The following is a 23,124-nucleotide window of genomic DNA, read 5'->3' as shown; positions in this document are numbered from 1 at the left end:
TGTTTACTCCACCGTGTACAACGTGCGTTCTGGTGGCGTCTCGCTCACGTTATCGCGAAGCTGCAAGAAGCGGTCCGAGCGCCAGAACGCCTTCATCGATACCGGCTCGATGCTGTCCAGTGCATAGTCCGTGCGCCCACTGACCAGCATCGCGGTCATCGCCTGGAGAATCGGCCAGGCAGGCAGCATTTCTTCGACGAAGAGAAATTGACCTGCCTGGTTGACTTCAAGGAAGTGGAATCCGCCGTCCTTGTCGACCACCAGGTCAATGCAGCCGAAGACAATGCCCAGCTCCGCCATCAGGGCGCGCAGGCGATCTTCGAGGGAGCTTGGCAGATCGATGCCTTCGGCTCGTAGCTCGGGATTGCCGGCATGTATTCGCCAGTCCACGAAACCACCGCTGGAGGCCTTGCGCAAGGCCAGCGAAAACATGCGGTCGCCGATGACGGTGACTCGCACATCACAGGCTTTTTCGATATAGCGTTGGTAGATGCCGGGACATACTGCGATAGCTTCCGCGGGCAATTCGCTGTCGCCATCTAGCAAAGTCACGCCGACCGCGTGCATCCGGCCATTGTCGCGCTCCTCCCAGTGGTGGACCAGGAAGCTCTTGAAGACAATGCGACCCCAGCGGGCGCGTAGCGCATCGACCTCCCTTGCATCCGTGGTCACTACCGTCTCTGGAAACGGGATGCCCAGGCGGCGACAAACACTCAGTTGCACCAACTTGTTCTCCGCGTTCCTCGCCGCCTCAATCGGGTTGACCCAAAGCGGGTGCGAAAACACGCTGCCTATGCTGAACACGCTGCGCTGGAACATCTTCCATTCCCAGGCGGCGAAGTTGCGGTCGGCTTCTGCGCAATGCGGCGTGGGCTCGTGGAGACGACGGTTCCAGACCGCGCCGATCCGATCGGCGGGACTGCGCAACGATTCGTCGTCGGCGTCGATATGGAAACTGTAGTGCAACCCTGGTGCCGTCGGCAGCGCCGGCCACCAAAGCGGCTCAACGCCTTGCTTTTCGATGGCCCACACAAGCGCACATGCATGCGGATCGCTGTGCGGCGCGAGGATGAGCGGACGCAGCCCCATGGTAGCTCCTGCGAAAATGAATGCGCCCCGCGGTGAGCGAGGCGCAAGTGAGTCCCAGCGGATCAGCCGCTGATGATGCCGATTTCCGGCTCAGGTCGGTCCGGATCGGTGAAGATCGTGAGGAATACATTGCCTCGATTCTCTTCCTTCAGCGCGGGAGTGACTTCCGTGGCATGGACACGCGCAAATGCACGGGGCGTTGAAAAATCATGGGACGGCGAAGTGTTGCTGGTCATGGCAAAACATCTCCTTTGAGGGATCGCACGTTGGGTCGATCTACGGCCACGCCGAGTCACGACGTGGCAAATCGATACTAGGAGATACCACGCGCATGATCGTCGATCGCGTCACACACCACGCATCCGGCAGCTTTTTACGAAGCGTCATAAGCTGTTCTTCTTTATTCCTTTTCAGAATTTTTGCCGGAAAAGCTTGGCGAAAGAGCCTTCTTCCGAACGACCTTCCGAGGAATTGCCATGGTCATTCGCAAGTGAACCCCCCTAGGGGTCAGAGTCATAGTGCCTGCTACTCGACAGGCTCAATCACTAGGGGTCAGAGTCATTAGCCGACCAGATTCCCAACCATTGCCTGATGTGCAGCGCCAGCATGAACGAGGAATCTGAAGCGCCCTGCCAAGGACGCAGTGACGATGCCGCGCCAACCCCGGCTTTTCTACGACCATGTTCCCCAGCATGTCATCCAACGAGGGAATAACCGCCAGCCTTGCTTCTTTGCCGATTGCGATCGGCACCTTTACCTGAAAATGCTCAGTGAGGCCTCTCGAGCAAATGTATGCACGGTGCATGCGTACGTGTTGATGTCCAACCATGTGCATCTACTGGTCACCGCAGCGCATGCGTGCAGCATTCCGAAAATGATGCAAACGCTCGGCAGGCGTTACGTCTACTACATCAACAAGACCTACAAACGTTCCGGAACCCTGTGGGAGGGGCGCTACAAGGCCTGTCTGGTCGGTGATCCACGTTATGTCCTTACCTGCTACCGATACATCGAACTCAACCCTGTCCGGGCAAATCTGTGTTCGTGGCCAGGTGGTTATCGCTGGAGCAGCTTCCGGGAAAACGCCCTGGGCGAGTCTTGCGGCCTCGTTACCCCGCACATCGACTTTCTATCGCTCGGGACAACCGATGACGTTCGGCGGTCGCGCTACCTGGAGTTGTTCGAACACGCGATGGATGCTCAATCCGTTGACGACTTGAGGTCGCACACCCAGCAACAGCGCGCCTACGGCCCACCGGATTTCCAGGCCGTGCTGGAACGACGCCTGGGCCGCCCGGTTGCCGTTCGTCCGCAGGGATGGCCAAAGCCATCGCGCCCCGGCTAGCTCTAAATCAGGGTGCACGGTCCACCAACATGGACTCTGACCCCTAGTGAGAAAGCAGGGGGCCTATGACTCTGACCCCTAGTAAGGCGCCGTTGAGGGCGGGAGTTGCTATGACTCTGACCCCTAGCAACCTAGCAACCTCGTGCGGCGCTGGATTTTGCTTTGGTCAAAAAGTGACCATCGAACGTGGCGGAGACGTTCTTGGTCCACTTCCAGGCTTGCCCGTATCGAAAGATACGTCCCGTATCCTGCAGAAATTATCGACAAAACAATACATTACCAGATTGGTAACGCGTTGGCAGGAGCTATGCATACAAAAACCCACGGAGCAGAACGGGGGTTTTTGGACGCATTGGAGGAGAAAAGCGGGGGATTCAACTTCCGCCGGAATCGGCCGATAGACCTAAACGTTTGTAATACTTGCGTTAAATAACCCTGTTAAATTAGGATTAATCCTGCACTCATCATGGCGATGTAAGATCTTCTCGACACATCGTTAACGATAGTCTGCCAAATAGCTGAAATATATAACTATGTTCACTTCCGCCTTCATTCTGCTGTCGATCGTCCTCGCTGCCTTTGCCGCGCTGTCGATCCGTCACATCCCCGAAGGCCAGGTGCATAGCCTCTATCGTTTGGGTAAGCCCGCCCGCCTGTTGGGCGCCGGAACCCACTTCGTACTGCCGCTGGTTGACCGGGTGGTGCACAAGATCCAGCTCGGCGGCCAAACCCTCAAGTTCACCGACCACGTCGAGGCCGACACGGCCGTGCGTGACGTCGAGGGCACGGTGTACTGGCAGGTGCTGGAGCCCGAGCGCGCCGATTGCGTCATCGACCAGGCCGACGAGCTCATCCGTGAGCGCCTTCGCGATGCCCTGCGCACCGACGCCGCGAACGACGCCGATTTCCGCGCCATGAATGCCCGCCTGAAGCTGGCCGCCAACGCTTTCCTGCGCGAGCGCGGCATGCTGGTGACCCGCGTCGACCTCTCGATCGCCTGATCGCTGGCGTCGGGGCCCAAGGCCCCGGATACTTGGCGGTCGTTAGTCCAGGCCAGGCCCTCCATGGAAAACCGCGACGCGCTACGGCGCCTGCTCGAACAAGGCGTGGCCGCGCTCGGCCAGTCGCTGGCGCCTGCCACGGTCGAGGCCCTGCTGGATTACCAGGCCCTGCTGCAACGCTGGAATACCGCCTACAACCTGACCGCCGTGCGCGACGCCGAGGGCATGGTCACTCGGCACCTGGTCGATTCGCTCGCCATCGCGCCCTACGTCACCGGCCAGACGCTTGCGGACCTGGGCACTGGCCCGGGCCTGCCGGGCATCCCGTTGGCGCTGTTGGAACCGGCGCGCACATGCCTGCTGGTGGATTCCAACGGCAAGAAGGTCCGTTTCCTGCGCGAAGCCATCCGCAGCCTGGGGTTGGGCGGCCGGGTAACCGCCACCCAGCAGCGGGTGGAAGACGTCGAAGGCACGTTCGACTGCATCACCGCGCGGGCCTTCGCATCCCTGGCCGACATGCTGGCCTGGGGCGGCCATCTGCTGGCCCCGGGCGGCACGTGGCTGGCAATGAAGGGGAAATACCCGACCGAAGAACTTCCGGGGGTGCCGGCAGGTTTCGTTGTGCAGGCCATCGAGAGGCTCGCCGTGCCCGGCGCGGATGGCGAACGCCACCTGGTGGTGCTCCGCCGCGCCTGAAAACCTTGCGGCGATGGTAACCTAGCCCACTTTCCGCGCACGGTTCCCTCGAGCATGGCCCGCATCATCGCTGTCGCCAACCAGAAAGGCGGTGTCGGCAAGACAACCACATCCGTGAACCTTGCTGCCGCGCTCGCCGCGGCCAAGCGCAAGGTATTGCTGGTGGATCTCGACCCGCAGGGAAATGCCACCATGGCTTCGGGCGTCGACAAGCGCGCCGCCAAGCCCAATGGCTGCGAAGTGCTGCTCGATGAAGTGGCGATCGAAGACGTGATCGTGCGCACCGAAGCCGGCTACGACCTTATGCCCGGCAACGGCGACCTCACTGCCGCCGAACTTAAGCTGATGGACGCGATCGCCCGCGAGACGCGCCTTAAAGACCAGCTCGCCAAGATCAGCGGCAACTACGACATCATCCTGGTCGACTGTCCGCCCTCGCTGCACCTGCTTACCCTCAATGCGCTGGCGGCGGCCGATGGCCTGCTTATTCCGGTGCAGTGCGAATACTTTGCGTTGGAAGGCCTGTCGAGCCTGCTCGACACGGTCAAGGCGGTGCGCCAGCGGCTCAATCCCAAGCTCGAAATCGAAGGCCTGCTGCGCACCATGTACGACGTGCGCAACAACCTCGGCAACGAGGTATCCGCGCAGCTCACCCAGCACTTCGGCGACAAAGTGCTGCGCTCGATCATCCCACGCAACGTGCGCCTGGCCGAGGCGCCCAGCCATGGCCAGCCGATCCATCTGTACGACCGCGGCTCGCGTGGCGCCATCGCCTACATTGGCCTTGCCGGCGAAATCATCCGCCGCGAGCGCAACGGCGGCATCGAGCCGTCCGGCGCGGCGCTGGTCGTCGACGCCGGCCCCGACGCGGCGGCAAGTTAAGGAGATTCCATGGCGGCGAAGAAACGAGGACTCGGGCGTGGTCTTGACGCCCTGCTCGGCAACGACGACACCGGTCATTCGGTGATCGAGCAGGAAGGCCAGTTCAGGATGATCCCCATCGGTAACATCCAGGCCGGCAAGTACCAGCCCCGCCGCCACTGGAATGACGAAGCCCTCGACGAACTGGCGGCCTCGATCAAGGCGCAAGGCTTGATCCAGCCAGTCGTGGTCCGCGCCATCGGCAAGGATAAATACGAACTGATCGCCGGCGAACGCCGTTGGCGCGCCGCGCAGCGCGCCCAGCTGGGCGAACTGCCGGCCATCGTCAAGGACGTGCCGGAACAGTCCGTGCTGGCCATGGCGCTGATCGAGAACATCCAGCGCCAGGAGCTCACTCCGTTGGAGGAAGCCCAGGCCCTGGGCCGGCTGATCGACGAATTCGACCTCACCCACCAGCAGGCCGCCGATGCCGTGGGCCGCTCGCGCGCCTCGGTGTCGAACCTGCTGCGACTGATGGATCTGCCTGCGTCCATCAAGCAGATGCTCGACGAGGGCAAGCTGGAAATGGGCCACGCGCGTTGCCTGCTTACCCTGCAGGCCTCCATTGCCGAACCACTGGCCCTGGAAGCGGCACGCAACGGCTGGACGGTGCGCGAGCTCGAAGATGCCGCACGCCGCGCACAGACGGCGCCGGTGGGCAAGGCAAAGGCAGCCACCGCCACGCGTGACCCGAACGTCGCCAACCTCGAACGCGAGCTGGCCGAACGCCTGGCCGCTAAGGTGGAAGTGGCCCAGGGTCGCGGCGGCAAGGGGAAGCTGGTAATCCACTTCCACAGCAACGACGAGCTTGAAGGCATCCTAGGCAAGATTCGCTAGCCCGATGTAAGGTTTTCTCCATGGCCCCGGTCTCCAGGAAGGTGAATCCGAAACAGCGCCAGTACGAAGCCATGGTTCGCGCCTGTAGCAGCGATCTGTATCGCTTCGCCTTCTGGCTCTGCCGGAACGATGCCCTGGCCCAGGATCTGGTCCAGGAAACCTTGCTGCGCGCGTGGAAAAACATCGATGCCCTGCGCGAAGCCGATGCAGCCAAGCCGTGGCTGTTCACCATCCTGCGGCGCGAACATGCGCGGATCTACGAGCGCAAACAGTTCGACACCGTGGAAGTGGACGACACCTTGCCCGATGAATCTGCGTGGACCAGCCCCGAACGCAGCAACGATGCCCTCGCCGTGCGCGAAGCGATGATGAAACTGCCCGGCAAATACCGAGAACCGCTGGCCATGCAGGTGCTTGGCGGGATGAATTGCAACGAGATCGCCGCGGAAACCGGACAGGCCGCCGGCGCCGTGATGACGCAACTCTTCCGTGCCCGGCAGAAACTCAAGAGCCTGTTGCAGGGCGGCGCCGCGGCGCAGGGGGTGCCATGAATCACCTGGACTTCCGCCGCCGCATTGCCACCGAGCCGATGTCGCACGACGCCGACCTCCTGGCCCACCGCGACAGCTGCCCCGAGTGCATGGCAGTGTGGCAGCGTGCACAGCGCTTCGAGCACGTGCTGGGCGAGGCCATGGCCGTTCCCGTGCCCCAGGGCCTGGCCGAGCGCGTCCTGCTGGCCCAGGCTACCGTCGAGCGCCGCCGCGACGGCTTCCGTCGCCGTACCTGGATGGCGATGGCCGCCAGTGCGGTGTTCGCCGTGGCCGTCGGCGGCTTCGGCTGGAATTACGCCGACGCCCACAGCCTGCCGGCCATGGCCGTGGCGCACATGCCTTACGAGATGAATTCCCTGGCCATGACCTCCCCGGTAGCCGACCAGGATATCGAGGCGGGCTTCGCCGGTCGCGGCGTCCGCTTGCGCGGGCCGATGCCCTCGGATGTCACCTACGTCCACGATTGCATGGTGGGCGGCGAGGAAGCGGTGCACCTGGTCACCCGTGCCGGCACCGACCAGCCCGTGGTGGCCCTGTATATCCCCGGTCGCAAGGGCGACAACCGCAGCGACTTCACCCGGGGCGGCTGGAAGGGTCGTGACGTCCCCATGGCCGGCGGCACCCTGGTGCTGCTTTCGCGCGACGCGAGCATGGACGCCCTGGACCGGGCCGAGGGCTCATGGCAGCGCGCCATCGATGGCGTGGGCGGGAACCGGGTGGTTTCGCTCTGAGGGCCCAGTTGCGCGATAATGCGCGACCCGCCTCTCCAGGGATCGTCCGATGCCCCAGCTCGCCGTCGTCGTGCCCGTGTTCAACGAGCGCGACAACATCCCGCCGCTGCTGGCCGAGATCGCCACGGCGCTGCGTGGCAACGTCGACTACGAGGTGATCTACGTCGACGACGACTCCAGCGACGACAGCCTCGCCGTGCTCCAGGCGGAAAAATCCCGCCACCCGGAGTTGCGCATCATCCACCACGTCACCCGCAGCGGGCAGAGCACCGCGGTGTGGAACGGCGTGCGTGCGGCGAACGCGCCGTGGATCGCCACGCTCGACGGCGACGGCCAGAACGACCCGGCCGATATTCCCAAGCTGTTGGCGGCGCGGGGCACCGCTCAGGCGCAAGTGCGCCTCTTCGCCGGCTGGCGCACCACGCGCCGCGACAGCTTCAACAAGCGCATTTCCTCGAAGATCGCCAACGGCGTGCGCTCGCGCATGCTCAGGGACGACACGCCGGACACCGGTTGCGGCCTGAAGCTGTTCGAGCGCGAAGTGTTCCTTCGGCTGCCCTACTTCGACCACATGCACCGCTACCTGCCTGCACTGGTCAAGCGCGCCGGGTTTCAGAGCGTGAGCGTACCGGTGGGCCACCGGCCGCGCACGATGGGCACGTCGAAGTACGGCATGCTCGACCGCCTGTGGGTAGGCCTGGCCGACCTTCGCGGCGTGGCCTGGCTGATGCGCCGGGGCAAGGTCACGCAGACACGCGAACTTTGACGCCCTAGAGCAGCGTCGTACCCGAACCCGTCGGTTCGCGGTCGCGAGTGGAGAGGGCTCGGTCGGCTTCGGCCAGCTGCATGGCCGGCGGCCAGTGATCAAGCCGTTGCCTGGCCCGCGTGCGGCCCAGTTCGATCAGCTCCTTGGCGCGATAGAACTCGTAGGCCAGCGACACGTTGCGCGGGATCTCGATCAATAGGTCGGGCGGGTAGGCCGCCAGGCGCAGCCGGGCGAGGTTCGCCTGCATCAGGTCCATCGCCTGGTTCAGCAGTTCCATCGCCCCAGGCGTACGCGCCTTGACCTGGCTATGCGGGATCACCTTGTTCAACATGTCGCCGATGCGCTTGCGGTACCCGGATTCTTCGTCCTGGCGGATTTCCTTGTCGCGCTCGGGAGTGGGTGACTCGGCCACGCCATCCACGCTTACCGCGATCACGTAATCGGCCGGCTCGCGAAGGAGCGGCATCACCGGCAGGGGGTTCATCAGCGCGCCGTCCACCAGGCGCCGGCCGTCCTGTACGTGCGGGCGGAACACGGTGGGAATGGCAATCGACGCACGGATCGCATCGAACAGCGGTCCACGGGTAAGCCACACCTCGCGCTCGCGGTCCAGGTCCGTCGCCACCGCGGTATAGGCCAGGGGCAGGGACTCGATGTCCATCTCGCCGATCAGTTCGCGAAGCGCGCCCATCAGCTTGTCGCCCTTGATCAGGCCGCCGCCGGAGAAGGTCCAGTCGACCATGCGCAGCACATCCATGCGCGCCAGGCCCGATACCCAGTCGCGATAGACATTGAGCTTGCCCATGGCATAGATGCCGCCGATCAGGGCACCCATCGAGGTGCCGGCGATGGCGGTGATCTCGAAGCCGCGGGCTTCGATTTCCTCGATGGCGCCAATATGCGCCAGGCCCTTGGCTCCCCCGGCGCCCAGCGCCAGCGCGACGCGGGGACGACGCGGCAAACCGCTATCGGCGGGCACCGCTCCTGTTTCTGCGATTTCAGTCATCGATGCATCAGGCTGTTTGTTGCTGGTAACCGGTGAGGGCAAGCTGGAGCATGATCTTCATCTCTTCGCGAAGCGGGAGCGGGCCGACGATTTCAGCGTCTGGCCCGTATTTGAGCACGTCCATCAACAATTCCCGGGAATTGGAATAAGGCACCTTCAACTCGTAGCGGCCATCGGGTAGCCATTCGCCCCGCTGTTGCGAATGCCAGTGCTCATCGGCCACCCAGCGCGCGGCATGGGCTGAAAAACGGATCGTGGCCCATGCCTTGGGCTTGCCGGCGAAGATGCCGTAGCTGGAGGCCAGCATCTCGTTGAGTTCCGCTTCACCCACATCCTTAGCCGCGGCGTCCTGCACGCGCGGCTCGACGATACGGTCAACCGCAAAGCTGCGCAGCGCCTCGCGGTCGTGGTCCCAGGCATCCAGATACCAGTTGTCGCGGTAGTGGGTGAGCCGCTGCGGCGACACCGTGCGGCGCGAGTCGGCGTTGGTGGTGCGCGCCTTGTAGCGGAAGGTGATGCTCTTACGCTCCAGCGTGGAGCCCGCAACGATACGGAATGTCTGCTGGTCCATCGTGCGCGCACCCCAGGAGATCACCCGGATGCGGTCCACTGGCAGCGACTTGCCGCTGCCATGGTCGGACAGCAGGCGCTCGATGCGCGTCTTGAAGGGCGCCAGCGCGTTGGCCAGCACGCCGGGGTCCGAACGGCCGATCAACTCGTTCAACGCCAGCAGGGCGGCAAGCTCGTCGGATGTGAGCCAAAGGCCCGGAAGCTCGAAGCTGTCGCCCTCGCCCACCTCGTAGCGGAAGGCGGCTTGCTCGCCAGGTGCGCTCTGCACCGGCGCGCCCAGGCCATCGCGGAGGAACGCCACGTCGCGGTAGAGCGTGGCCCGGGAGCATTGCAATTCGTCCATCAACCGCGGCAGCGGCACCGGGTAGTGGGCCGACTTCAACAGGCGGTGGAGGGTCAGAATACGCTCGTAGCGGTCCATGTTCGTCGCCGTGAAGTGGGGGCAGGGCGCCCATTGCACAGCTTGCCACGGCTGGCGTGTCTTCGGCATGAGGCCAAATGGCGTTTGCTTCCGGACGCGGCTGGGGTAAAGATAGCCGATCATGCGGCCTCCCCAGCCGTACCTTCCCCTTCAGCCAGACATGGAATCCCCCATCCATGGCCGACCGAACGTTGACCTCCCGGCGTCCGCTGGATATGGCCAGCATCCCGCTGACCGGCGTCGTGCTGTCGGTACTGGCCACGGCCGGTTACGGGCTCTGGCTGCTGATGGGCGTGGCACTGGCGGCCGGAGTCTATGTCGACGGGCGCGGTGAAGTACTTGCGCCCTTGCTTGCGGGCGTGGTGCTGGTATCGGGCGGCCTGATCGCCAGTTGCCTGCGCGTGCCCGGGGCACGCCTGTGGCACGGATGGGAACCCACGCAAGGCAGCCTGCCCACCATCGAGGGCCTGGTAGCCATGGGTGCCTATCTGCCGATGCTGGCCGTGGCAGGGCTCGCCCGCGGCAGCAACGATTTCTGGGCCACCCGCCTGGCCGGGCTGGCGCTGGCCGCGCTTTGCCTGGCCACCCTGCTGCAGTCCGCGCGCAATGCCTGCCGCCGCGACGGCATGCGCCCGCCCATGCCCATCCTGCTTCCCCTGGCCAAGCTGGTGGCGGCGTTGCTGGCCGGCGGCCTGTGCCTGTGGCTGTGCGTGGTACTGGAAACCACCGAGCATGGTGAAGGAAATGTGTATGTGGCCCGGGTCTTCGTTCTGATCGCGGCGCTGGCCTCGGGCGTGCTGGACAGCCTTCGCTGGCGGGCGCTGTCGCATGGCCCGATTGGCCGTCTGGACGCCCCGACGGCCGAACCCGTGGCCTCCCAGGGCCGTCTGACGGCCGCGGTGCTGGGGGTGGGGGTACCCTGCGTGCTGGCCGCGGTGGGCTCCGGCGCCCTGGAAGCCGGCGCCGCCGCCATGGCGGCGTTAAGCTGTGTCATAGGACAATGCCTGGGACAACGGCTCTTTTGCGCGGCGCATGCCCGCATCCGCCTCGGCTGATTTCCCTCGAAAGCCCCGTGTGCCGGCCCGCTTGGCCCCGGCTCGTTGACCCCCTGTAACCCAACTACTTCGGACCGACGATGAAAAAAATTCCCCTCGCCACGATATTGCTTGCCGCGTCCTGGGGCGTGCATGCCCAGACCATCGATTCCACCATCCCGCCGCCGCCGGCCGTCTCCGATTCCACCGGCGCTGCCAATGGCGGCTGGACGGGTTCGGGCGAATTCGGCTTCGCTTCGGCGCGCGGTAATTCGCGCACCGAGAACGCCAACGCCAAGCTTGGGCTGGCCCAGGAAAACGAGTACTGGAAGAACTCCTTCTACTTGAACGGATTGCGCTCCAAGGGCGATGTATCCATCGTCGATTCCAACGGCCAGACCATCGACAAGTTCGGCACTACCGCCAACCGCTACGATTCAGGTGCCTCGGTGGGCTACAAGTTCGACCCGCGCAGCTACATCGTGGGCGCGGCCCGCTACGAGCACGACGACTTCGGCGCCAACATCTGGCAGGGCATCGTCTCGATCGGTTACGGCTACATCGCGCTTAAAAACGACCGTACCGAGCTCTCGTTCGAAATCGGCCCCGGTTACAAGGAATACCAGCCGACGAAGTCCGAAGTGGACACCAACGGCGACGGCATAGCCGACACCACCCTCCGGCCCGATCGCAAGAACGAAGTGGTGGCGCGCGGCCTTATCAACGCCAAGTACCGCCTCACCGACAACACCTCGATCGAGGACACGTTCCTGACGGAAGCCGGTTCGCAGAACAAGTACTACCAGAACGACCTTGGGTTCTCGGTGAGCATGACCAAGAAGCTGGCGCTGAAGCTCGCCTACCAGGTGCGCTACAACAGCGACACCCAGCCGGGTACGCAGTCCACCGATACGCTGTACACCACCAACCTGGTCTACAACTTCTAAAGCTATGCCTGGTGGCCGGCGTGTGGGGCGAGCAATTCGTCCGCGCCGGCCTCGCGCAACATGCGCGCCACTTCCTGACCCAAGGCGACCGGATCGTCCGTCGCGCTATCAGCCGTGGCGCGCAGGATGCGCCCGGATTGGACGTCGCCGACCAAGCCGTGCAGGGTAAGCCCGTGCTCGGCCACCACGCACCACGCCGCCACCGGCACGCTGCAATTGCCGCCAAGCTGTTCGTTCATCGCGCGCTCGGCTGTCACCGCGATGCGCGTTTCCTCATCGTCCAGGGCGCTTGTGAGCTCGTGCACACGGATATCGTCCTCTCGGATCTCGATGGCGATCGCTGCCTGCCCCGGGGCCGGCAGCCATTCGGGAGACGACAGCCGCGAGCGGATGCGGGAAGCCAGCCCCAGGCGCTCAAGGCCCGCACAGGCCAGGATGATCGCGTCGTAGTGGCCATCGTCGAGCTTGGCGACACGCGAATTCACGTTGCCGCGAAGGTCGAGCAGTTGCAAATCGGGGCGCACGGCGCGCAAGAGCGACTGGCGGCGCAGGGACGAGGTACCTACGCGCGCACCGATGGGAAGATCGGAGAGCTTTTCCGCCACGTTGCTGACGAAGGCATCGGCGGCGTCGGCGCGCGGCAGGATGGCCGAGAGCGCGAAGCCAGGTTCAAGCACCGCGGGAACATCCTTGAGCGAATGCACGGCGAGGTCGGCGCGATGCTCGAGCATGGCCACTTCCAGTTCCTTCAGGAACAGGCCCTTGCCGCCGACGGTCGCCAGCGAGCGGTCTAGGATTTCATCGCCGCGGGTGCTCATGGGTACCAGCTCGACCGCGAGGCCCGGGTGCGCCTGGCGCAGCAGGGCAGCCACGTGCTCGGCTTGCCAGAGGGCCAGGGCGCTCTTGCGCGTGGCGATGCGCAGTGTCTGGCTCATCGGCAGGTTCTCGGTAAGGTGCAAGGGATGGTCATTGTCACGCAATCGAGCGGCACGCGCAGCGCGGCACGGTGTCGCCAGTCGTGTCAGGCCTCGCGCAGGCGCTGGCGCACGGCCACCAGGTTGCGGCGGCTGACCTCGGGCATCGCATCGGTACCGGCCAGGCGCGCCAGCACGCGGCCGTCGGCGAGCGTCTTCAGGCCCAACAGGGCGTGCGCGGGCACCAGGCAATTCCGGTGCAGACGGATGACCCGCTCGCCGAAGGCTTGCTCGATCTGCCGCAGGGACTCGTCCATCAACCAGGTGTCGCGTTCGAGGTGGACTTCCACGTATTTTTCGTCGGCAACAAAATAACGGACGTCGGCAAGGTCCAATCGGCGGCTTTCACTGCCGCGGCGCACTACCAGGGTATTGCCTTGCTGGGGCAACGGCTGCGCGATGCGCGCGCGGGCACGCGCCAGTGCCTCGGCCAGGCGTTCGCTGCGCACGGGTTTGAGCAGATAGTCCACCGCGCCCAGTTCGAAGGCGCTGATGGCGTGTCTTTCATAGGCTGTGCAGAAGATCACCTGCGGCGCGCCGGCCACGCTGGCCAGCCGCTGGGCCACGGCTTCGCCGGTGAGCGCCGGCATCTCCACGTCCAGCAGCAGGACATCCGGATGCAGGGCGGCGCAGGCGGACAGGGCCGATTCGCCATCACCCACGCTACCGACCACGTCGATGTCGCGCATATCCTTGAGCATCAGCTCCAGGCGCGCGCGCGCCAGGGGTTCGTCGTCAACGACCAGAACGCGCATGGCGGGGAGATCCCGGTAGATAGATGCTGACTACGAAGCGGCCATCGACCGGGCCGGCATCGACCCGTGCGGCGGTACCGAAATGATGTGCGATGCGCTGGCGAACATTGTCCAGGCCATGGCCGTGGCCGCCGCTGACCGGCGCGTCGTGCAACGGATTGTCGATACGCAATTCCACGCCGCCACGATGGGCGTGCCCGCTGATGTTCACCGTGCCCCCCTCCACCGAAGGTTGCACGCCGTAACGCACCGCGTTCTCGACCAGCGGTTGCAGCAACAGGCGCGGCATCGGGAAGGCCACCGGCAAATCGCCGATGTCGCGGCGAATGGTGAGCCGCGTGCCCAGGCGCAGCTGCTCGATCGCAAGGTAGCGATCGACGAGTTGCAGCTCTTCGTACAAAGTACCTACTGCCGCCCTGTCGGCACCGAGTGCGGCCCGGAAAAGTTCGGCGAGGTTCTCGACGGTGCGCTCGGCGGCGGTGGGGTCCACACGCACCAGGGCCGCCACGGTATTCATGCTGTTGAACAGGAAATGGGGGCGGATGCGAGCCTGCAGGGCATCGACCTGGGCCTGCGCCACCGCCGCCATGCGCGCCTGCCACTGCGCCACCACGTAGAAATAGCGCAGCAGTCCCGCGCCGAGCAGGGCGGTGACCGCCGTGCAACGACGCACGAAAGGGGCCGCCGACACGGGTGTCAGCCCCATGCCCAGCGAATGGTCCAGGGCGGCCACGATCATCGCCGCCACTGCCACCAGCACTACCAGCAGCACCCAGACGCCAGCATAGGGAAAAAGGCCCGGCAGCCGCTCCAGTTGATTGCGCAGCTTGCAAAGCGCCAGCGTGGAAAGCGCCGCGATCCAGGCCACGAACAGCATGGCCACCGTGTAGTCCTCGATACGCGCAGCTTCGCCGGGCGTAAGCCACATCAGGGTGACGGTCATCGCGCCCACCAGCAGCAGGGCGAACAGCACCGGAAGACTGCAGAAGTCGGGCAGGCCCACGCCCTGTCCGCGCAGTTTTCCTTCGATAGCGGGGCTGGGATCAGGCATGGCGCGAGTATGCACGATGGCCGTGCAGGCGTCGTCAGTTAGCCAGGCGCTTGCCCAGCCATGCCTTGAGGTCGGCGATCTCGGGCGCGCACACCTGATGCGCCATCGGATAGGCGTGCCACTCCACGTCGGTGCCACCTGCCATCAGAATATCGCGGGAGGCCGCACCCAGTGCCAGCGGGATGACCGGATCGGCCGTGCCATGACCCCAGAACACCTTCAAACCGGCGTTGGCCGGATGGCTTTCCGCGGTCAGCGTATCCCGCAACGGAAGATAGGTGGACAAGGCGACAAGGCCTGCCAGTCGTTCGCGATAACGCAGTGCCGCCGACAGGACCACCGCGCCACCCTGCGAGAATCCGGCCAGCACGATGCGGTGTGCCGGCACCCCGCGTTCGTTTTCGCGTGCGATCAGGGCCTCGACGGCGGCGATCGAATGCCCGATGCCCGGCGCGCGCTGGCGGTCAGCTTCGTCGAAGCTCACGATGTCGTACCAGGCGCGCATCGGCATGCCGTTGTTGATCGTCACCGGGCGCACGGCCGCATGCGGAAAGACGAAACGGAGGGGGGGCCAGGAAGGGTCGACAAGCTCCGGGACGATCGGCGCGAAGTCGTTGCCATCAGCGCCCAGGCCGTGCAGCCAGATGATGGAATGCGTAGGGGCGGGGCCGGTTTCGTGTTCGACGGTCTCGGGGATCATGGGCGAGGGGGCAGCCTTGGGAACGGGCATGCTAACGCATCGACTATCCTAGGCATCGTGATCAAAGACGCGGTAAAGGAAACGGTGGCATGGCACGCATCGTCGTGGTGGGCAGCATCAACATGGACCTGGTCACGGTGACCGCACGTTTTCCCGGCCCCGGGGAAACCCTGATGGGCGAACGCTTCCTTACCGTGCCCGGTGGCAAGGGCGCCAACCAGGCGGTGGCCGCGGCTCGCCTCGGCGCACGCGTGTCGTTGGTGGGAGCGCTAGGCCGTGATGCTTTTGGCGACCAGCTGTACACGGGCCTTCAACGCGAAGGCATCGACCTTACCCACGTCAGGCGCCTGGACGATACCGAAAGCGGCACGGCGTCGATCACCGTGGCCAGCGGTGAGAACCAGATCGTGGTGGTGCCGGCGGCCAATGCCCGTGTCACCGCGGCCCAGGTGGAGAAATCCGCTGCCGCCTTCGATGGCGCCGACGCCGTGCTGCTTCAACTGGAAATTCCCCTCGAAGCGGTGGAAGCGGCGGTCGACGTAGCCGCCCGGGCCGGCGTGCCGGTGATCCTGAATCCCGCGCCGGCGCAGCGCCTTCCTGCGGCACTACTCAAACGCGTGCGTTACCTCACGCCGAACCAGCACGAACTGGCCGGCGTGCTTGGCGAAAACGCTGACGGGGACTTCCGCGCGCTGATGGCATGCGCACCCTGCCCGGTGGTCCTTACGCGCGGCAGCGAAGGCGCGTGGTATCGCGATGGTGGCGAGCCGGTACACCAGCGTGGCTTCAAGGTGGATGTCGTGGACACCACGGGCGCCGGCGATACCTTCAACGGCGCCATGGCGGTATTCCTGGATCGCGGCATCGATGAAGCCGTGCGCCTGGCCTGCGCCGCGGCCGCGCTTTCGGTATCGCGGCTGGGCGCGCAGGGTGGCATGCCGTCGTTACGTGAAACCGAAGCCCTCGCGTCCGCGGTAAAGTAAACGATTGCCTTCAAGGACCACCTGATTTGTTCTCCCTGTGCTGGCGTTTCTTCCTTGCCGCGGTGCTCCTGACCACCGTCTGCCGCCTGGCGTTCGCGATCTGGCAAGGAGCGCGCGTCCGCGGCGCCGGCGGCTTGCGGCCGGTGATGTGGGGCGGCCTGCGCATCGACTTGAGCTTCTTCTCGATGGTCGCGGGCTTTCCCTTCCTGCTGGCGCCGTGGCTTGGCGGCCAGCCGTGGGCGGTGTGGATCGTCGGGACGTGGTTTTCGGTGTGGTGGTGCATCGTGGTGTTGCTGGAGGTTTGCACGCCACAATTCGTCATCGAGTACGACACGCGGCCCAATCGCCTGTTCATCGAGTACCTGGGCAACCCCCGCGAGGTTTCCACGATGCTCTGGCGCGGTTTCAAGGCGATGCTGCTTGGCGGCCTGCTGGTCACGGTGTTGCTGTGCTGGGGCGGGCTTGCCTTCATCCATGGCGGCGGCCCGGATCCCGCGCTGGCCTTGTGGCAGAAGGCGGTGCTTACCCTGGTCCTGTTCGTGGTGTTGTTCGCGCTCGGTCGCGGCAGCCTGGGGCACCGGCCGCTCAACGCCGCGCAGGTGGCATTCTGCAGCGATGCGATGATCAACCAGTTGCCGCTGAACTCCGCTTTCGTGGTGGCCAACGCGATCATGGTGATGCGCAGCGACAAGCCCGCGTCGGCCGTGTACGGACGCATGCCCGCCGATGAGGTGCAGGCGACGGTGGCGAAAGCGTGGGGTCGAGCCGATGGCGACATGCAGCAACGCCAGGTGCCCAGTGTGCGGCGCGCGGCCAAGCCGAACCTGGTGATCATTATCGAGGAAAGCCTGGGCGCGCAGTTCGTCGGTTGCCTGGGGGGCCGCGGCCTCACGCCCAGGCTCGATGCGCTTGCCGGTGAAGGCTGGTTGCTGGCCCGAACCTACGCCACCGGAACGCGTTCGGTGCGTGGCCTGGAAGCGGTGATGACCGGTTTTCCGCCTACCCCCGCCGAAGCGGTGGTGAAGCTTCCGCGCAGCCAGCGCGATTTCTTCACCATCGCCGGATTGTTGAAGCAATTCGGCTACGCCTCGCGTTTCATCTACGGCGGTGAAGCCCACTTCGACAACATGAAGAGTTTTTGCCTTGGCAATGGCTTCGACGACGTGGTGGACCTGCCGAAGTTCGCCGTGAAGCCGGGTTTCATTGGTTCCTGGGGCGCGTCCGACGAAGACATGTTCAATGAGTTGCACCATCGGCTGATGCGGGACGGCGACGCTCCGACCGTGAGCGTGGCATTTAGCGTGAGCAACCATACGCCGTGGGAATATCCCACCGGCCGTATACCGGCGGATGGTGACCCGGCCACGGTGGACAACACCGTGCGCTATGCCGACTGGGCCATGGGCGAGTTCTTTGATCGCGCGAAGACATCGCCGTACTGGGAAAACACCGTGTTCCTGGTGGTGGCCGACCACGACGCCCGCGTGCATGGGGCGAGCCTGGTTCCCGTGCGGCATTTCCATATCCCGGCATTGATCGTGGGAAGCGGCGTGACGCCGCGCCGAGACGAACGGCTGGTAAGCCAGATGGATCTTCCGCCCACGTTGCTTTCCCTGATGGGTATCGATTGCGTGCACCCGATGCCAGGCGCCGATCTAACCCAGCGCGACCCGGACCGCGCCGTGATGCAGTACAGCGATAACCAGGGTTACCTGAAGGGCACGGATCTGTTGGTCATGCAGCCGGACACGGCGCCTATGCAGTTCGCCTACGACAGGGCGAGTGAAACCATGACGCCCATGGATGTGGATCCCCTGCTTGCCCGCGAGGCACTTGCCCAGGCGCTATGGGCCAGCGCCAGTTACATGGGCCAACGCTACCGGGTGAGTCCCGACCAACCGCAGGGCTGATCCGCTGGCCTGGTGTCTAGAGATAGGTAAGGCGCCAGGTGGGGATGTTCGTGCCCAACAGTTCCATCGTGGCCGGGTCCGGCTGCGTTGCGGGTTCGGTCACCATGGGCCTTGTGCCCTGGTAGCAATCCCCCGCGTCGACGACATGGGGGCCTTCAACGTGATGGTACGAACAGGTTGGAGCGACGACGGCGCCCCGAAAGGTGATGCTTCCCGTGTCAGCGGCGAGCGTGGACAGGGCAACGGACAGGAATAACGGGTTCATGGCACACACTCGCGCGGAGGCTCGAGTCTGCGTGTGTGCACCTGTCGTCGCGCTCCGTGCCCGGCTTAGCCTTGCGTGGTGTTTGCGCGGGAATTTTCGTAGGCGCGAAGATGCACCGTTGCCGCTTCCAGTGTCGGCGCGTCAATGTTCGCCGACGTCGCGCGCCTGAGAAGACTGCCCAGGATGTGCTCGCCCTCGGTGGACGATCCGCGCTGGATGTCCCTGAGCATCGAAGCCGTCAACGGTGAGTCTTTGGCGGTAAGCGCGGCGCCTGCACGCTGCCGTACTTCAGCACGCGGGGCGAAACCTTGCCACGCGGCCACCGCCGCGCACTCGTCATAGAGCTTCAGCGCGAGCGACACGCCGCCGGCATCGACGACCTCGCCGACGGACGCACGCATCAGGCAGTTGATGCCCGCGAGCGAAGCGATGAAGCACCACTTCTCCCACATCGCCAGCTGGATGTCGTCGGGCACCTGAACGGTGAAGCGTGTCTTTGACAGGTCGCTCTGGATGGCACCCACGCGCGCACTGTGGGAGCCATCGAGCTCGCCGAAACTCAGCAGATCCAGATCATTGTGGTGACGCACATCGCCCTCGGCATCCAGGCTCGCCGAGATCACGCTTAGCCCACCCAGCACGTTGCGGACGTCGAAGCGATGCTGCAGCCGTTCGATATGATCCATGCCGTTCAACAGTGGAATGATCGCCGTGTCTACACTTACCGCAGGCGCGATCGCCTCCATCGCGCTGGCCAGGTCATAGGCCTTGCAGCTGAGTATGATCGCGTCGTACTCCGCCTTCAGGCCATCGGCCTGCACCAGGGGCGGCTTGTCGACCAGGATATCGCCTTTGGGGCTGGTAACGCGCAAACCCCGCCTGGCCAACGCCGCGGCACGGTGTTCACGTACCAGGAACGTAGTGTCCAGGCCGGCTTCGAGCATGCGACCGCCAAAAAAGCCGCCGAGGGCGCCGGCACCGAGGATGAGGTAGCGCATGTCCATTCCTTATGGGAGCGAGATAGCTATCTTAGCCCGCTACTTGCCGATGCAGAACGACCCGAAAATGCTGCCCAGCAAATCGTCAGCTGTGTGGCTGCCGGTAATCTCTCCAAGGCTCGCCTGCGCAGTGCGCAACGATTCGGCGGCCAGTTCACCGGCACGTGCGGCGAGCGCTTCGTCGGCATGCACAAGTTGTGCGGCGGTCGCCTCCAGCGCCAGGACATGACGCCGACGGGCACTGAAGTTTCCATCCCCTTGTCGGAAACCGGCCAACTCGCGCAAGCGGGCGCGGAGCGCGTTCACGCCTTCACCCGTAAGCGCTGACAACGCGATGCGATCTTTTCCATCGCTCGAAGCAGGATCAACGTCCTGCTTGTTCAATATCACAAGGCGGGCAATGTCCTCCGGGACATCATCCAGTAGCGCCATGTCGTCTTCGACGCTCGACGCCGTCGTCACCAGCAGCGCCACATCTGCCTTGCGCAGGGCATCATTCGCGCGCCTCACGCCTTCGCGCTCCACCACGTCGTCGGTGTCGCGCAAGCCTGCCGTGTCCGCCAGTTCGATCACCATGCCATCAAGGCTCACCAGCTCGTGCACGATGTCGCGCGTGGTGCCTGCGATGTCGGTGACGATGGCGCGCTCGCGCCCGGCCAGGGCGTTGAGCAAACTGGACTTGCCCACGTTCGGGCGGCCAACGATGGCAACGCTAAGGCCATCGTTCAGACGCACGCCACGACGCGTTTCGATGAGCAGATCATCAAGCGACGCACGCAAGGCATCGAGTTGCCGCTGGATCACGGGATCGGCCAGAAAGTCGATTTCCTCTTCGGGGAAATCGATGGCTGCTTCCACGTGGACACGCAGATGGATCAGCTGTTCCTGCACGGCTTCGACCTTGCGCGAAAACACGCCTTCCATCGAACGCATCGCCGCGTGCGCGCCTGCGCGCGATCGTGCGGCGATCAGGTCGGCCACGGCTTCGGCCTGCGCGAGGTCCAGCTTGCCGTTGAGGAACGCCCGCTCGGTGAACTCGCCGGCGCGTGCCAGGCGCGCGCCAAGCGTGCATACATGGCGCAGGAGTTCATCGAGCAACACCATGCTGCCGTGGCCCTGCAGTTCCAGCACGTCTTCGCCGGTGTAACTGGCGGGCGCGGGGAAGTACAGCAACAAGCCGTGGTCGATGGTTTCGCCCGTCGTGTCACGGAAGACACTCAGGTGGGCATGGCGCGCGCGCGGTGCGCGGCCCAGCAATGAGTGGGCAATGGCAGGCGCCAGGGGCCCCGACACGCGAACGACGCCTACACCCGCCATACCTGCGGCGGTGGCGATCGCGGCGATGGTGTCGTTATCGTGGTCCATAAGCGGAGCGGGGCGCATCCTTCGATGCGCCCCGCGTTTTTCCTCAAGCCGTTTTCAGTTTTGTATCCGCGCGGTCGACGCTGCGCGTGATGAGGTACTGCTGCAGAAGGCTGGTGGCACCGTTGATGATCCAGTACAACACCAGGCCCGCCGGGAAGAAGGCGAAGACCACCGCGAAGATCAGCGGCATCACCTTCATCATCTTCGCCTGCGCCGGATCCATGCCCACCGCTGGTGTCAGCCACTGCGTGGCCATGGTGATCAACACGTAGATCGCCGGCAGGATGAACAGCGGGTCGGGCGAGGAAAGGTCGTGGATCCAGCCGAAGAACGGCGCATGGCGCAGTTCCACGCTTTCCATCAGCACGCGGTACAGGCCGATGAACACCGGGAAGGTGATCAGGATCGGCAGGCAACCGGACATCGGGTTGACCTTCTCCTTCTTGTACAGCTCCAGCATGGCCTGCTGCATCTTGGCCTTGTCGTCGCCGTAGCGTTCCTTCAGCGCCGCCACGCGCGGCTGCAGTTTGCGCATGCGTGCGCCGGAGCGGAACTGCGCATCGGTGAGCTTGTACAGCGCGGCCTTGAGCAACAGCACCAGCAGGATGATCGCCACGCCCCAGTTGCCGGAGATCGAATGCAGCTTCGACAGCGCCCAATGCAACGGCTGGGAGATTGCGGTGAGCCAGCCGTAGTTGGTGGAAAGCTCAAGGCCCGGCGCGATGGCGTTCAACGTACCCTGCAGCTTCGGACCGATGTACAGGCGCGCGTTGCTGTCGTGCGCCTGTCCCGGTGCCACGGTGATGGCCGGGCCAAAGGCGCGGATCAGATACCGCGGCTGCGCGGTGTCCGGATCGAGCACCTTGGTGGAATACGCAACCGCGTCGGTCGCCGGCGGAATCCAGCCAACGAAGAAGTAATGCTGGATCATCGCGCTCCAGCCACCGGTGATCGGGCGGTCCAGAGGCTTCTTGATGAACTCGGCGAACGGCATCGACTCGTATTTTTCGTCGGTGCTGTACCAGGCGGCGCCGAAGAAGCTGTGCGAGGACGGATCGGTGTAGGACGTCCACCAGCCGGCAGGCTTGGGCTGGTCCACGCGCTGCAGCTGCTGGTAGGCGTTGCCGGTCCAGGCGCTGCTGCCGCCGTTTTCGATGTGCTGGTCGAAACCGATGACGTAGCTGCCGCGGGTGAAGGTGTAGCTCTTGGTCACCTTAAGGCCGTTGTCGCCCGTCCAGGTGAGGTTGACGCCCACCTGGTTCTGCCCATCGGCCAGGGTGTAGTTGGTCTGCTCGGCATGGAACAGCGCGCGATGGTCGGGGGCGGCACCGTTGGTGCTGACCAAGCCATCCTGTGCGGCGAAGTAGTGGTCGGTGGAATCGTTGAGCAGGCGCACCGGCGGCGGCGCGGGGTTGTTCTTGGTGACCGGCGAATCCGGGTAGGCCAGGAGCTCGGCGCGTACCAGGCTTCCGCCACGGGTATCGATGGTCAGGCGGAGCACGTCGGTGGTGACGGTGACCAGTTCCGCAGCGGGAGCTGCCGGCGCATTGGCCTTGTCGACATTCGCCGCATTGGCGGCGGCCGGCACGGCTTCGGCGCTGCTGCCGGAGGCGGCGGGCACGCCACCGTCGGAGGCTGCGGTAGCCGTGGGCACAGCCACGGGCGGCGGCGGGGCGTAATCCTTCTGCCAGGCTTCCATCAGCAGGTAGGAGACGGCGATGAGCGCCAGGAAAAGGAACAGCCGCGATTGATTCATTAGCTTGGACGTGTCCGGTGGCGCGACGGGCACGGTCGCGGGACGAAGGAAGAAAAGAAGATCAGCTCGCGATTGTGCCGGGAGGCAGCGCCGCCTTCAACGGCCGCACCCGGGCAAAGAGCTCATCAAGCTCGGCAAGGAGCTCCGCGCCCGAACACTCCAGCGCGATAGTGCGGGCGGTCACGACGATATCAACCGGGGGCAAGCCGGGGAGGGCGCGGCGAAACGACTCACGCGCCAGGCGCTTCAGGCGGTTGCGGTCAACCGCACGCTTGGAAACACGCTTGGAAATGGCCAGGCCCATGCGGGCGTTGCCAACCTCGTTGTTTCCATAGCGCAAAACAAAACAGCGGCCGCTTAAGCGACCGCTGCTGGCCTGGCGAAGCGCGTCGAAGTCGGCGGCGCGCCGTAGCCGCGCCTGGCGCGGCATGCCGGCAGCTGCAGCCATCAGC

At 64.7% G+C, this 23,124-nt stretch carries 25 protein-coding genes; 12 read left to right on the top strand and 13 right to left on the bottom strand.

Features of this window, described 5'->3' with window-relative positions:
- Positions 1-3 precede the first annotated feature (3 nt).
- Positions 4-1,089, bottom strand: coding sequence for an MvdC/MvdD family ATP grasp protein (locus NDK18_RS14700; protein ID WP_250628186.1), 1,086 nt, complete (start codon positions 1,087-1,089; stop codon positions 4-6).
- A gap of 62 nt (positions 1,090-1,151) precedes the next feature.
- The gene (locus NDK18_RS14695; protein ID WP_250626163.1) at positions 1,152-1,325 is read right to left on the bottom strand and encodes a hypothetical protein; all 174 of its coding nucleotides are present in this window, start codon (positions 1,323-1,325) and stop codon (positions 1,152-1,154) included.
- A 413-nt stretch (positions 1,326-1,738) separates the two neighbouring features.
- Here NDK18_RS14695 and NDK18_RS14690 point away from each other — a divergent pair, with 413 nt between their 5' ends.
- From NDK18_RS14690 to NDK18_RS14655, 8 genes are all read left to right on the top strand, one after another.
- Positions 1,739-2,434 carry a transposase gene (locus NDK18_RS14690; RefSeq protein WP_250628185.1) on the top strand — a complete coding sequence of 232 codons (696 nt, stop codon included), beginning with the start codon at positions 1,739-1,741 and terminating at the stop codon, positions 2,432-2,434.
- A gap of 533 nt (positions 2,435-2,967) precedes the next feature.
- Entirely contained in the window at positions 2,968-3,435 is a 468-nt protein-coding gene (locus NDK18_RS14685; RefSeq protein WP_250626161.1) for an SPFH domain-containing protein, read from the top strand.
- Between the two features lie 63 nt (positions 3,436-3,498).
- Positions 3,499-4,131, top strand: coding sequence for a 16S rRNA (guanine(527)-N(7))-methyltransferase RsmG (gene rsmG, locus NDK18_RS14680; protein ID WP_250628184.1), 633 nt, complete (start codon positions 3,499-3,501; stop codon positions 4,129-4,131).
- Between the two features lie 54 nt (positions 4,132-4,185).
- The gene (locus NDK18_RS14675; RefSeq protein ID WP_250626159.1) at positions 4,186-5,013 is read left to right on the top strand and encodes a ParA family protein; all 828 of its coding nucleotides are present in this window, start codon (positions 4,186-4,188) and stop codon (positions 5,011-5,013) included.
- A gap of 9 nt (positions 5,014-5,022) precedes the next feature.
- On the top strand, positions 5,023-5,889 hold the full coding sequence (locus NDK18_RS14670) for a ParB/RepB/Spo0J family partition protein (protein WP_250626158.1): 867 nt from the start codon (positions 5,023-5,025) through the stop codon (positions 5,887-5,889).
- A 20-nt stretch (positions 5,890-5,909) separates the two neighbouring features.
- The gene (locus tag NDK18_RS14665) at positions 5,910-6,440 is read left to right on the top strand and encodes a sigma-70 family RNA polymerase sigma factor (RefSeq protein WP_250626157.1); all 531 of its coding nucleotides are present in this window, start codon (positions 5,910-5,912) and stop codon (positions 6,438-6,440) included.
- Positions 6,437-7,171, top strand: coding sequence for a DUF3379 family protein (locus tag NDK18_RS14660; protein ID WP_250626156.1), 735 nt, complete (start codon positions 6,437-6,439; stop codon positions 7,169-7,171). Before NDK18_RS14665 ends, NDK18_RS14660 begins: the two co-directional genes overlap by 4 nt.
- A gap of 49 nt (positions 7,172-7,220) precedes the next feature.
- The gene (locus tag NDK18_RS14655) at positions 7,221-7,937 is read left to right on the top strand and encodes a glycosyltransferase (RefSeq protein WP_250628183.1); all 717 of its coding nucleotides are present in this window, start codon (positions 7,221-7,223) and stop codon (positions 7,935-7,937) included.
- A gap of 4 nt (positions 7,938-7,941) precedes the next feature.
- Here NDK18_RS14655 and NDK18_RS14650 read toward each other — a convergent pair whose 3' ends face one another.
- Together NDK18_RS14650 and NDK18_RS14645 are read right to left on the bottom strand one after the other, a co-directional pair.
- Positions 7,942-8,943 (bottom strand): patatin-like phospholipase family protein, encoded by a 1,002-nt coding sequence (locus NDK18_RS14650; protein WP_250626154.1) that lies wholly within the window; start codon positions 8,941-8,943, stop codon positions 7,942-7,944.
- 7 nt (positions 8,944-8,950) lie between these two features.
- Positions 8,951-9,934, bottom strand: coding sequence for a helix-turn-helix transcriptional regulator (locus tag NDK18_RS14645; protein ID WP_250626153.1), 984 nt, complete (start codon positions 9,932-9,934; stop codon positions 8,951-8,953).
- Between the two features lie 176 nt (positions 9,935-10,110).
- Here NDK18_RS14645 and NDK18_RS14640 point away from each other — a divergent pair, with 176 nt between their 5' ends.
- Both NDK18_RS14640 and NDK18_RS14635 read left to right on the top strand, forming a co-directional pair.
- The gene (locus NDK18_RS14640) at positions 10,111-10,989 is read left to right on the top strand and encodes a hypothetical protein (protein WP_250628182.1); all 879 of its coding nucleotides are present in this window, start codon (positions 10,111-10,113) and stop codon (positions 10,987-10,989) included.
- 80 nt (positions 10,990-11,069) lie between these two features.
- Positions 11,070-11,915, top strand: coding sequence for a DUF481 domain-containing protein (locus NDK18_RS14635; protein ID WP_250626151.1), 846 nt, complete (start codon positions 11,070-11,072; stop codon positions 11,913-11,915).
- A 2-nt stretch (positions 11,916-11,917) separates the two neighbouring features.
- On the opposite strand, the gene hemC is transcribed toward NDK18_RS14635, so the two are convergent.
- From hemC to NDK18_RS14615, 4 genes are all read right to left on the bottom strand, one after another.
- A complete protein-coding gene (gene hemC, locus NDK18_RS14630; RefSeq protein ID WP_250626150.1) occupies positions 11,918-12,850 on the bottom strand; it encodes a hydroxymethylbilane synthase in 933 nt (310 codons plus the stop codon).
- 86 nt (positions 12,851-12,936) lie between these two features.
- Positions 12,937-13,644 carry a LytR/AlgR family response regulator transcription factor gene (locus tag NDK18_RS14625; protein WP_250626149.1) on the bottom strand — a complete coding sequence of 236 codons (708 nt, stop codon included), beginning with the start codon at positions 13,642-13,644 and terminating at the stop codon, positions 12,937-12,939.
- On the bottom strand, positions 13,625-14,695 hold the full coding sequence (locus NDK18_RS14620; protein WP_250628181.1) for a sensor histidine kinase: 1,071 nt from the start codon (positions 14,693-14,695) through the stop codon (positions 13,625-13,627). The genes NDK18_RS14625 and NDK18_RS14620 overlap by 20 nt, the downstream gene beginning before the upstream one ends.
- A gap of 34 nt (positions 14,696-14,729) precedes the next feature.
- Positions 14,730-15,395 (bottom strand): alpha/beta hydrolase, encoded by a 666-nt coding sequence (locus NDK18_RS14615; RefSeq protein WP_250626147.1) that lies wholly within the window; start codon positions 15,393-15,395, stop codon positions 14,730-14,732.
- A gap of 89 nt (positions 15,396-15,484) precedes the next feature.
- On the opposite strand from NDK18_RS14615, the gene rbsK reads away from it, so the two are divergent.
- On the top strand, positions 15,485-16,378 hold the full coding sequence (rbsK, locus tag NDK18_RS14610) for a ribokinase (RefSeq protein ID WP_250628180.1): 894 nt from the start codon (positions 15,485-15,487) through the stop codon (positions 16,376-16,378).
- Between the two features lie 26 nt (positions 16,379-16,404).
- The gene (locus NDK18_RS14605; protein ID WP_250628179.1) at positions 16,405-18,288 is read left to right on the top strand and encodes an LTA synthase family protein; all 1,884 of its coding nucleotides are present in this window, start codon (positions 16,405-16,407) and stop codon (positions 18,286-18,288) included.
- Between the two features lie 16 nt (positions 18,289-18,304).
- On the opposite strand, the gene NDK18_RS14600 is transcribed toward NDK18_RS14605, so the two are convergent.
- The 5 genes from NDK18_RS14600 to rnpA all read right to left on the bottom strand — a co-directional run bounded on the left by NDK18_RS14600 (position 18,305) and on the right by rnpA (position 23,120).
- Complete coding sequence (locus NDK18_RS14600) at positions 18,305-18,553, bottom strand: hypothetical protein (protein ID WP_250626144.1); 249 nt, start codon at positions 18,551-18,553, stop codon at positions 18,305-18,307.
- A 65-nt stretch (positions 18,554-18,618) separates the two neighbouring features.
- Complete coding sequence (locus NDK18_RS14595) at positions 18,619-19,551, bottom strand: ketopantoate reductase family protein (RefSeq protein ID WP_250628178.1); 933 nt, start codon at positions 19,549-19,551, stop codon at positions 18,619-18,621.
- Positions 19,552-19,590: 39 nt separating this feature from the next.
- On the bottom strand, positions 19,591-20,916 hold the full coding sequence (gene mnmE, locus NDK18_RS14590) for a tRNA uridine-5-carboxymethylaminomethyl(34) synthesis GTPase MnmE (RefSeq protein WP_250628177.1): 1,326 nt from the start codon (positions 20,914-20,916) through the stop codon (positions 19,591-19,593).
- A 43-nt stretch (positions 20,917-20,959) separates the two neighbouring features.
- Positions 20,960-22,672, bottom strand: a complete 1,713-nt coding sequence (gene yidC / locus NDK18_RS14585) for a membrane protein insertase YidC (protein WP_250626141.1) — start codon at positions 22,670-22,672, stop codon at positions 20,960-20,962.
- 61 nt (positions 22,673-22,733) lie between these two features.
- Positions 22,734-23,120 carry a ribonuclease P protein component gene (gene rnpA / locus NDK18_RS14580; RefSeq protein ID WP_250626140.1) on the bottom strand — a complete coding sequence of 129 codons (387 nt, stop codon included), beginning with the start codon at positions 23,118-23,120 and terminating at the stop codon, positions 22,734-22,736.
- Positions 23,121-23,124 lie beyond the last annotated feature (4 nt).

Source organism: Pinirhizobacter soli, from assembly GCF_015905305.1.
Lineage (GTDB): Bacteria > Pseudomonadota > Gammaproteobacteria > Xanthomonadales > Rhodanobacteraceae > Pinirhizobacter > Pinirhizobacter soli.
Note: the sequence above shows the minus strand (reverse complement) of the source record. Positions and strands in the feature narration are given on the sequence as shown.

Excerpts from the sequence above, each read along its gene's own strand:
- NDK18_RS14645 (WP_250626153.1), bottom strand. The coding sequence starts at position 9,934 with ATGGACCGCTACGAGCGTATTCTGACCCTCCACCGCCTGTTGAAGTCG.
- NDK18_RS14685 (WP_250626161.1), top strand. The coding sequence starts at position 2,968 with ATGTTCACTTCCGCCTTCATTCTGCTGTCGATCGTCCTCGCTGCCTTT.
- rbsK (WP_250628180.1), top strand. The coding sequence starts at position 15,485 with ATGGCACGCATCGTCGTGGTGGGCAGCATCAACATGGACCTGGTCACG.
- NDK18_RS14700 (WP_250628186.1), bottom strand. The coding sequence starts at position 1,089 with ATGGGGCTGCGTCCGCTCATCCTCGCGCCGCACAGCGATCCGCATGCA.
- NDK18_RS14650 (WP_250626154.1), bottom strand. The coding sequence starts at position 8,943 with ATGACTGAAATCGCAGAAACAGGAGCGGTGCCCGCCGATAGCGGTTTG.
- yidC (WP_250626141.1), bottom strand. The coding sequence starts at position 22,672 with ATGAATCAATCGCGGCTGTTCCTTTTCCTGGCGCTCATCGCCGTCTCC.
- rnpA (WP_250626140.1), bottom strand. The coding sequence starts at position 23,120 with ATGGCTGCAGCTGCCGGCATGCCGCGCCAGGCGCGGCTACGGCGCGCC.
- rsmG (WP_250628184.1), top strand. The coding sequence starts at position 3,499 with ATGGAAAACCGCGACGCGCTACGGCGCCTGCTCGAACAAGGCGTGGCC.
- NDK18_RS14675 (WP_250626159.1), top strand. The coding sequence starts at position 4,186 with ATGGCCCGCATCATCGCTGTCGCCAACCAGAAAGGCGGTGTCGGCAAG.
- NDK18_RS14615 (WP_250626147.1), bottom strand. The coding sequence starts at position 15,395 with ATGATCCCCGAGACCGTCGAACACGAAACCGGCCCCGCCCCTACGCAT.
- NDK18_RS14635 (WP_250626151.1), top strand. The coding sequence starts at position 11,070 with ATGAAAAAAATTCCCCTCGCCACGATATTGCTTGCCGCGTCCTGGGGC.
- NDK18_RS14620 (WP_250628181.1), bottom strand. The coding sequence starts at position 14,695 with ATGCCTGATCCCAGCCCCGCTATCGAAGGAAAACTGCGCGGACAGGGC.
- mnmE (WP_250628177.1), bottom strand. The coding sequence starts at position 20,916 with ATGGACCACGATAACGACACCATCGCCGCGATCGCCACCGCCGCAGGT.
- NDK18_RS14660 (WP_250626156.1), top strand. The coding sequence starts at position 6,437 with ATGAATCACCTGGACTTCCGCCGCCGCATTGCCACCGAGCCGATGTCG.
- NDK18_RS14625 (WP_250626149.1), bottom strand. The coding sequence starts at position 13,644 with ATGCGCGTTCTGGTCGTTGACGACGAACCCCTGGCGCGCGCGCGCCTG.
- NDK18_RS14670 (WP_250626158.1), top strand. The coding sequence starts at position 5,023 with ATGGCGGCGAAGAAACGAGGACTCGGGCGTGGTCTTGACGCCCTGCTC.
- NDK18_RS14595 (WP_250628178.1), bottom strand. The coding sequence starts at position 19,551 with ATGCGCTACCTCATCCTCGGTGCCGGCGCCCTCGGCGGCTTTTTTGGC.
- NDK18_RS14665 (WP_250626157.1), top strand. The coding sequence starts at position 5,910 with ATGGCCCCGGTCTCCAGGAAGGTGAATCCGAAACAGCGCCAGTACGAA.
- NDK18_RS14640 (WP_250628182.1), top strand. The coding sequence starts at position 10,111 with ATGGCCGACCGAACGTTGACCTCCCGGCGTCCGCTGGATATGGCCAGC.
- NDK18_RS14695 (WP_250626163.1), bottom strand. The coding sequence starts at position 1,325 with ATGACCAGCAACACTTCGCCGTCCCATGATTTTTCAACGCCCCGTGCA.
- NDK18_RS14600 (WP_250626144.1), bottom strand. The coding sequence starts at position 18,553 with ATGAACCCGTTATTCCTGTCCGTTGCCCTGTCCACGCTCGCCGCTGAC.
- NDK18_RS14655 (WP_250628183.1), top strand. The coding sequence starts at position 7,221 with ATGCCCCAGCTCGCCGTCGTCGTGCCCGTGTTCAACGAGCGCGACAAC.
- hemC (WP_250626150.1), bottom strand. The coding sequence starts at position 12,850 with ATGAGCCAGACACTGCGCATCGCCACGCGCAAGAGCGCCCTGGCCCTC.
- NDK18_RS14690 (WP_250628185.1), top strand. The coding sequence starts at position 1,739 with ATGCCGCGCCAACCCCGGCTTTTCTACGACCATGTTCCCCAGCATGTC.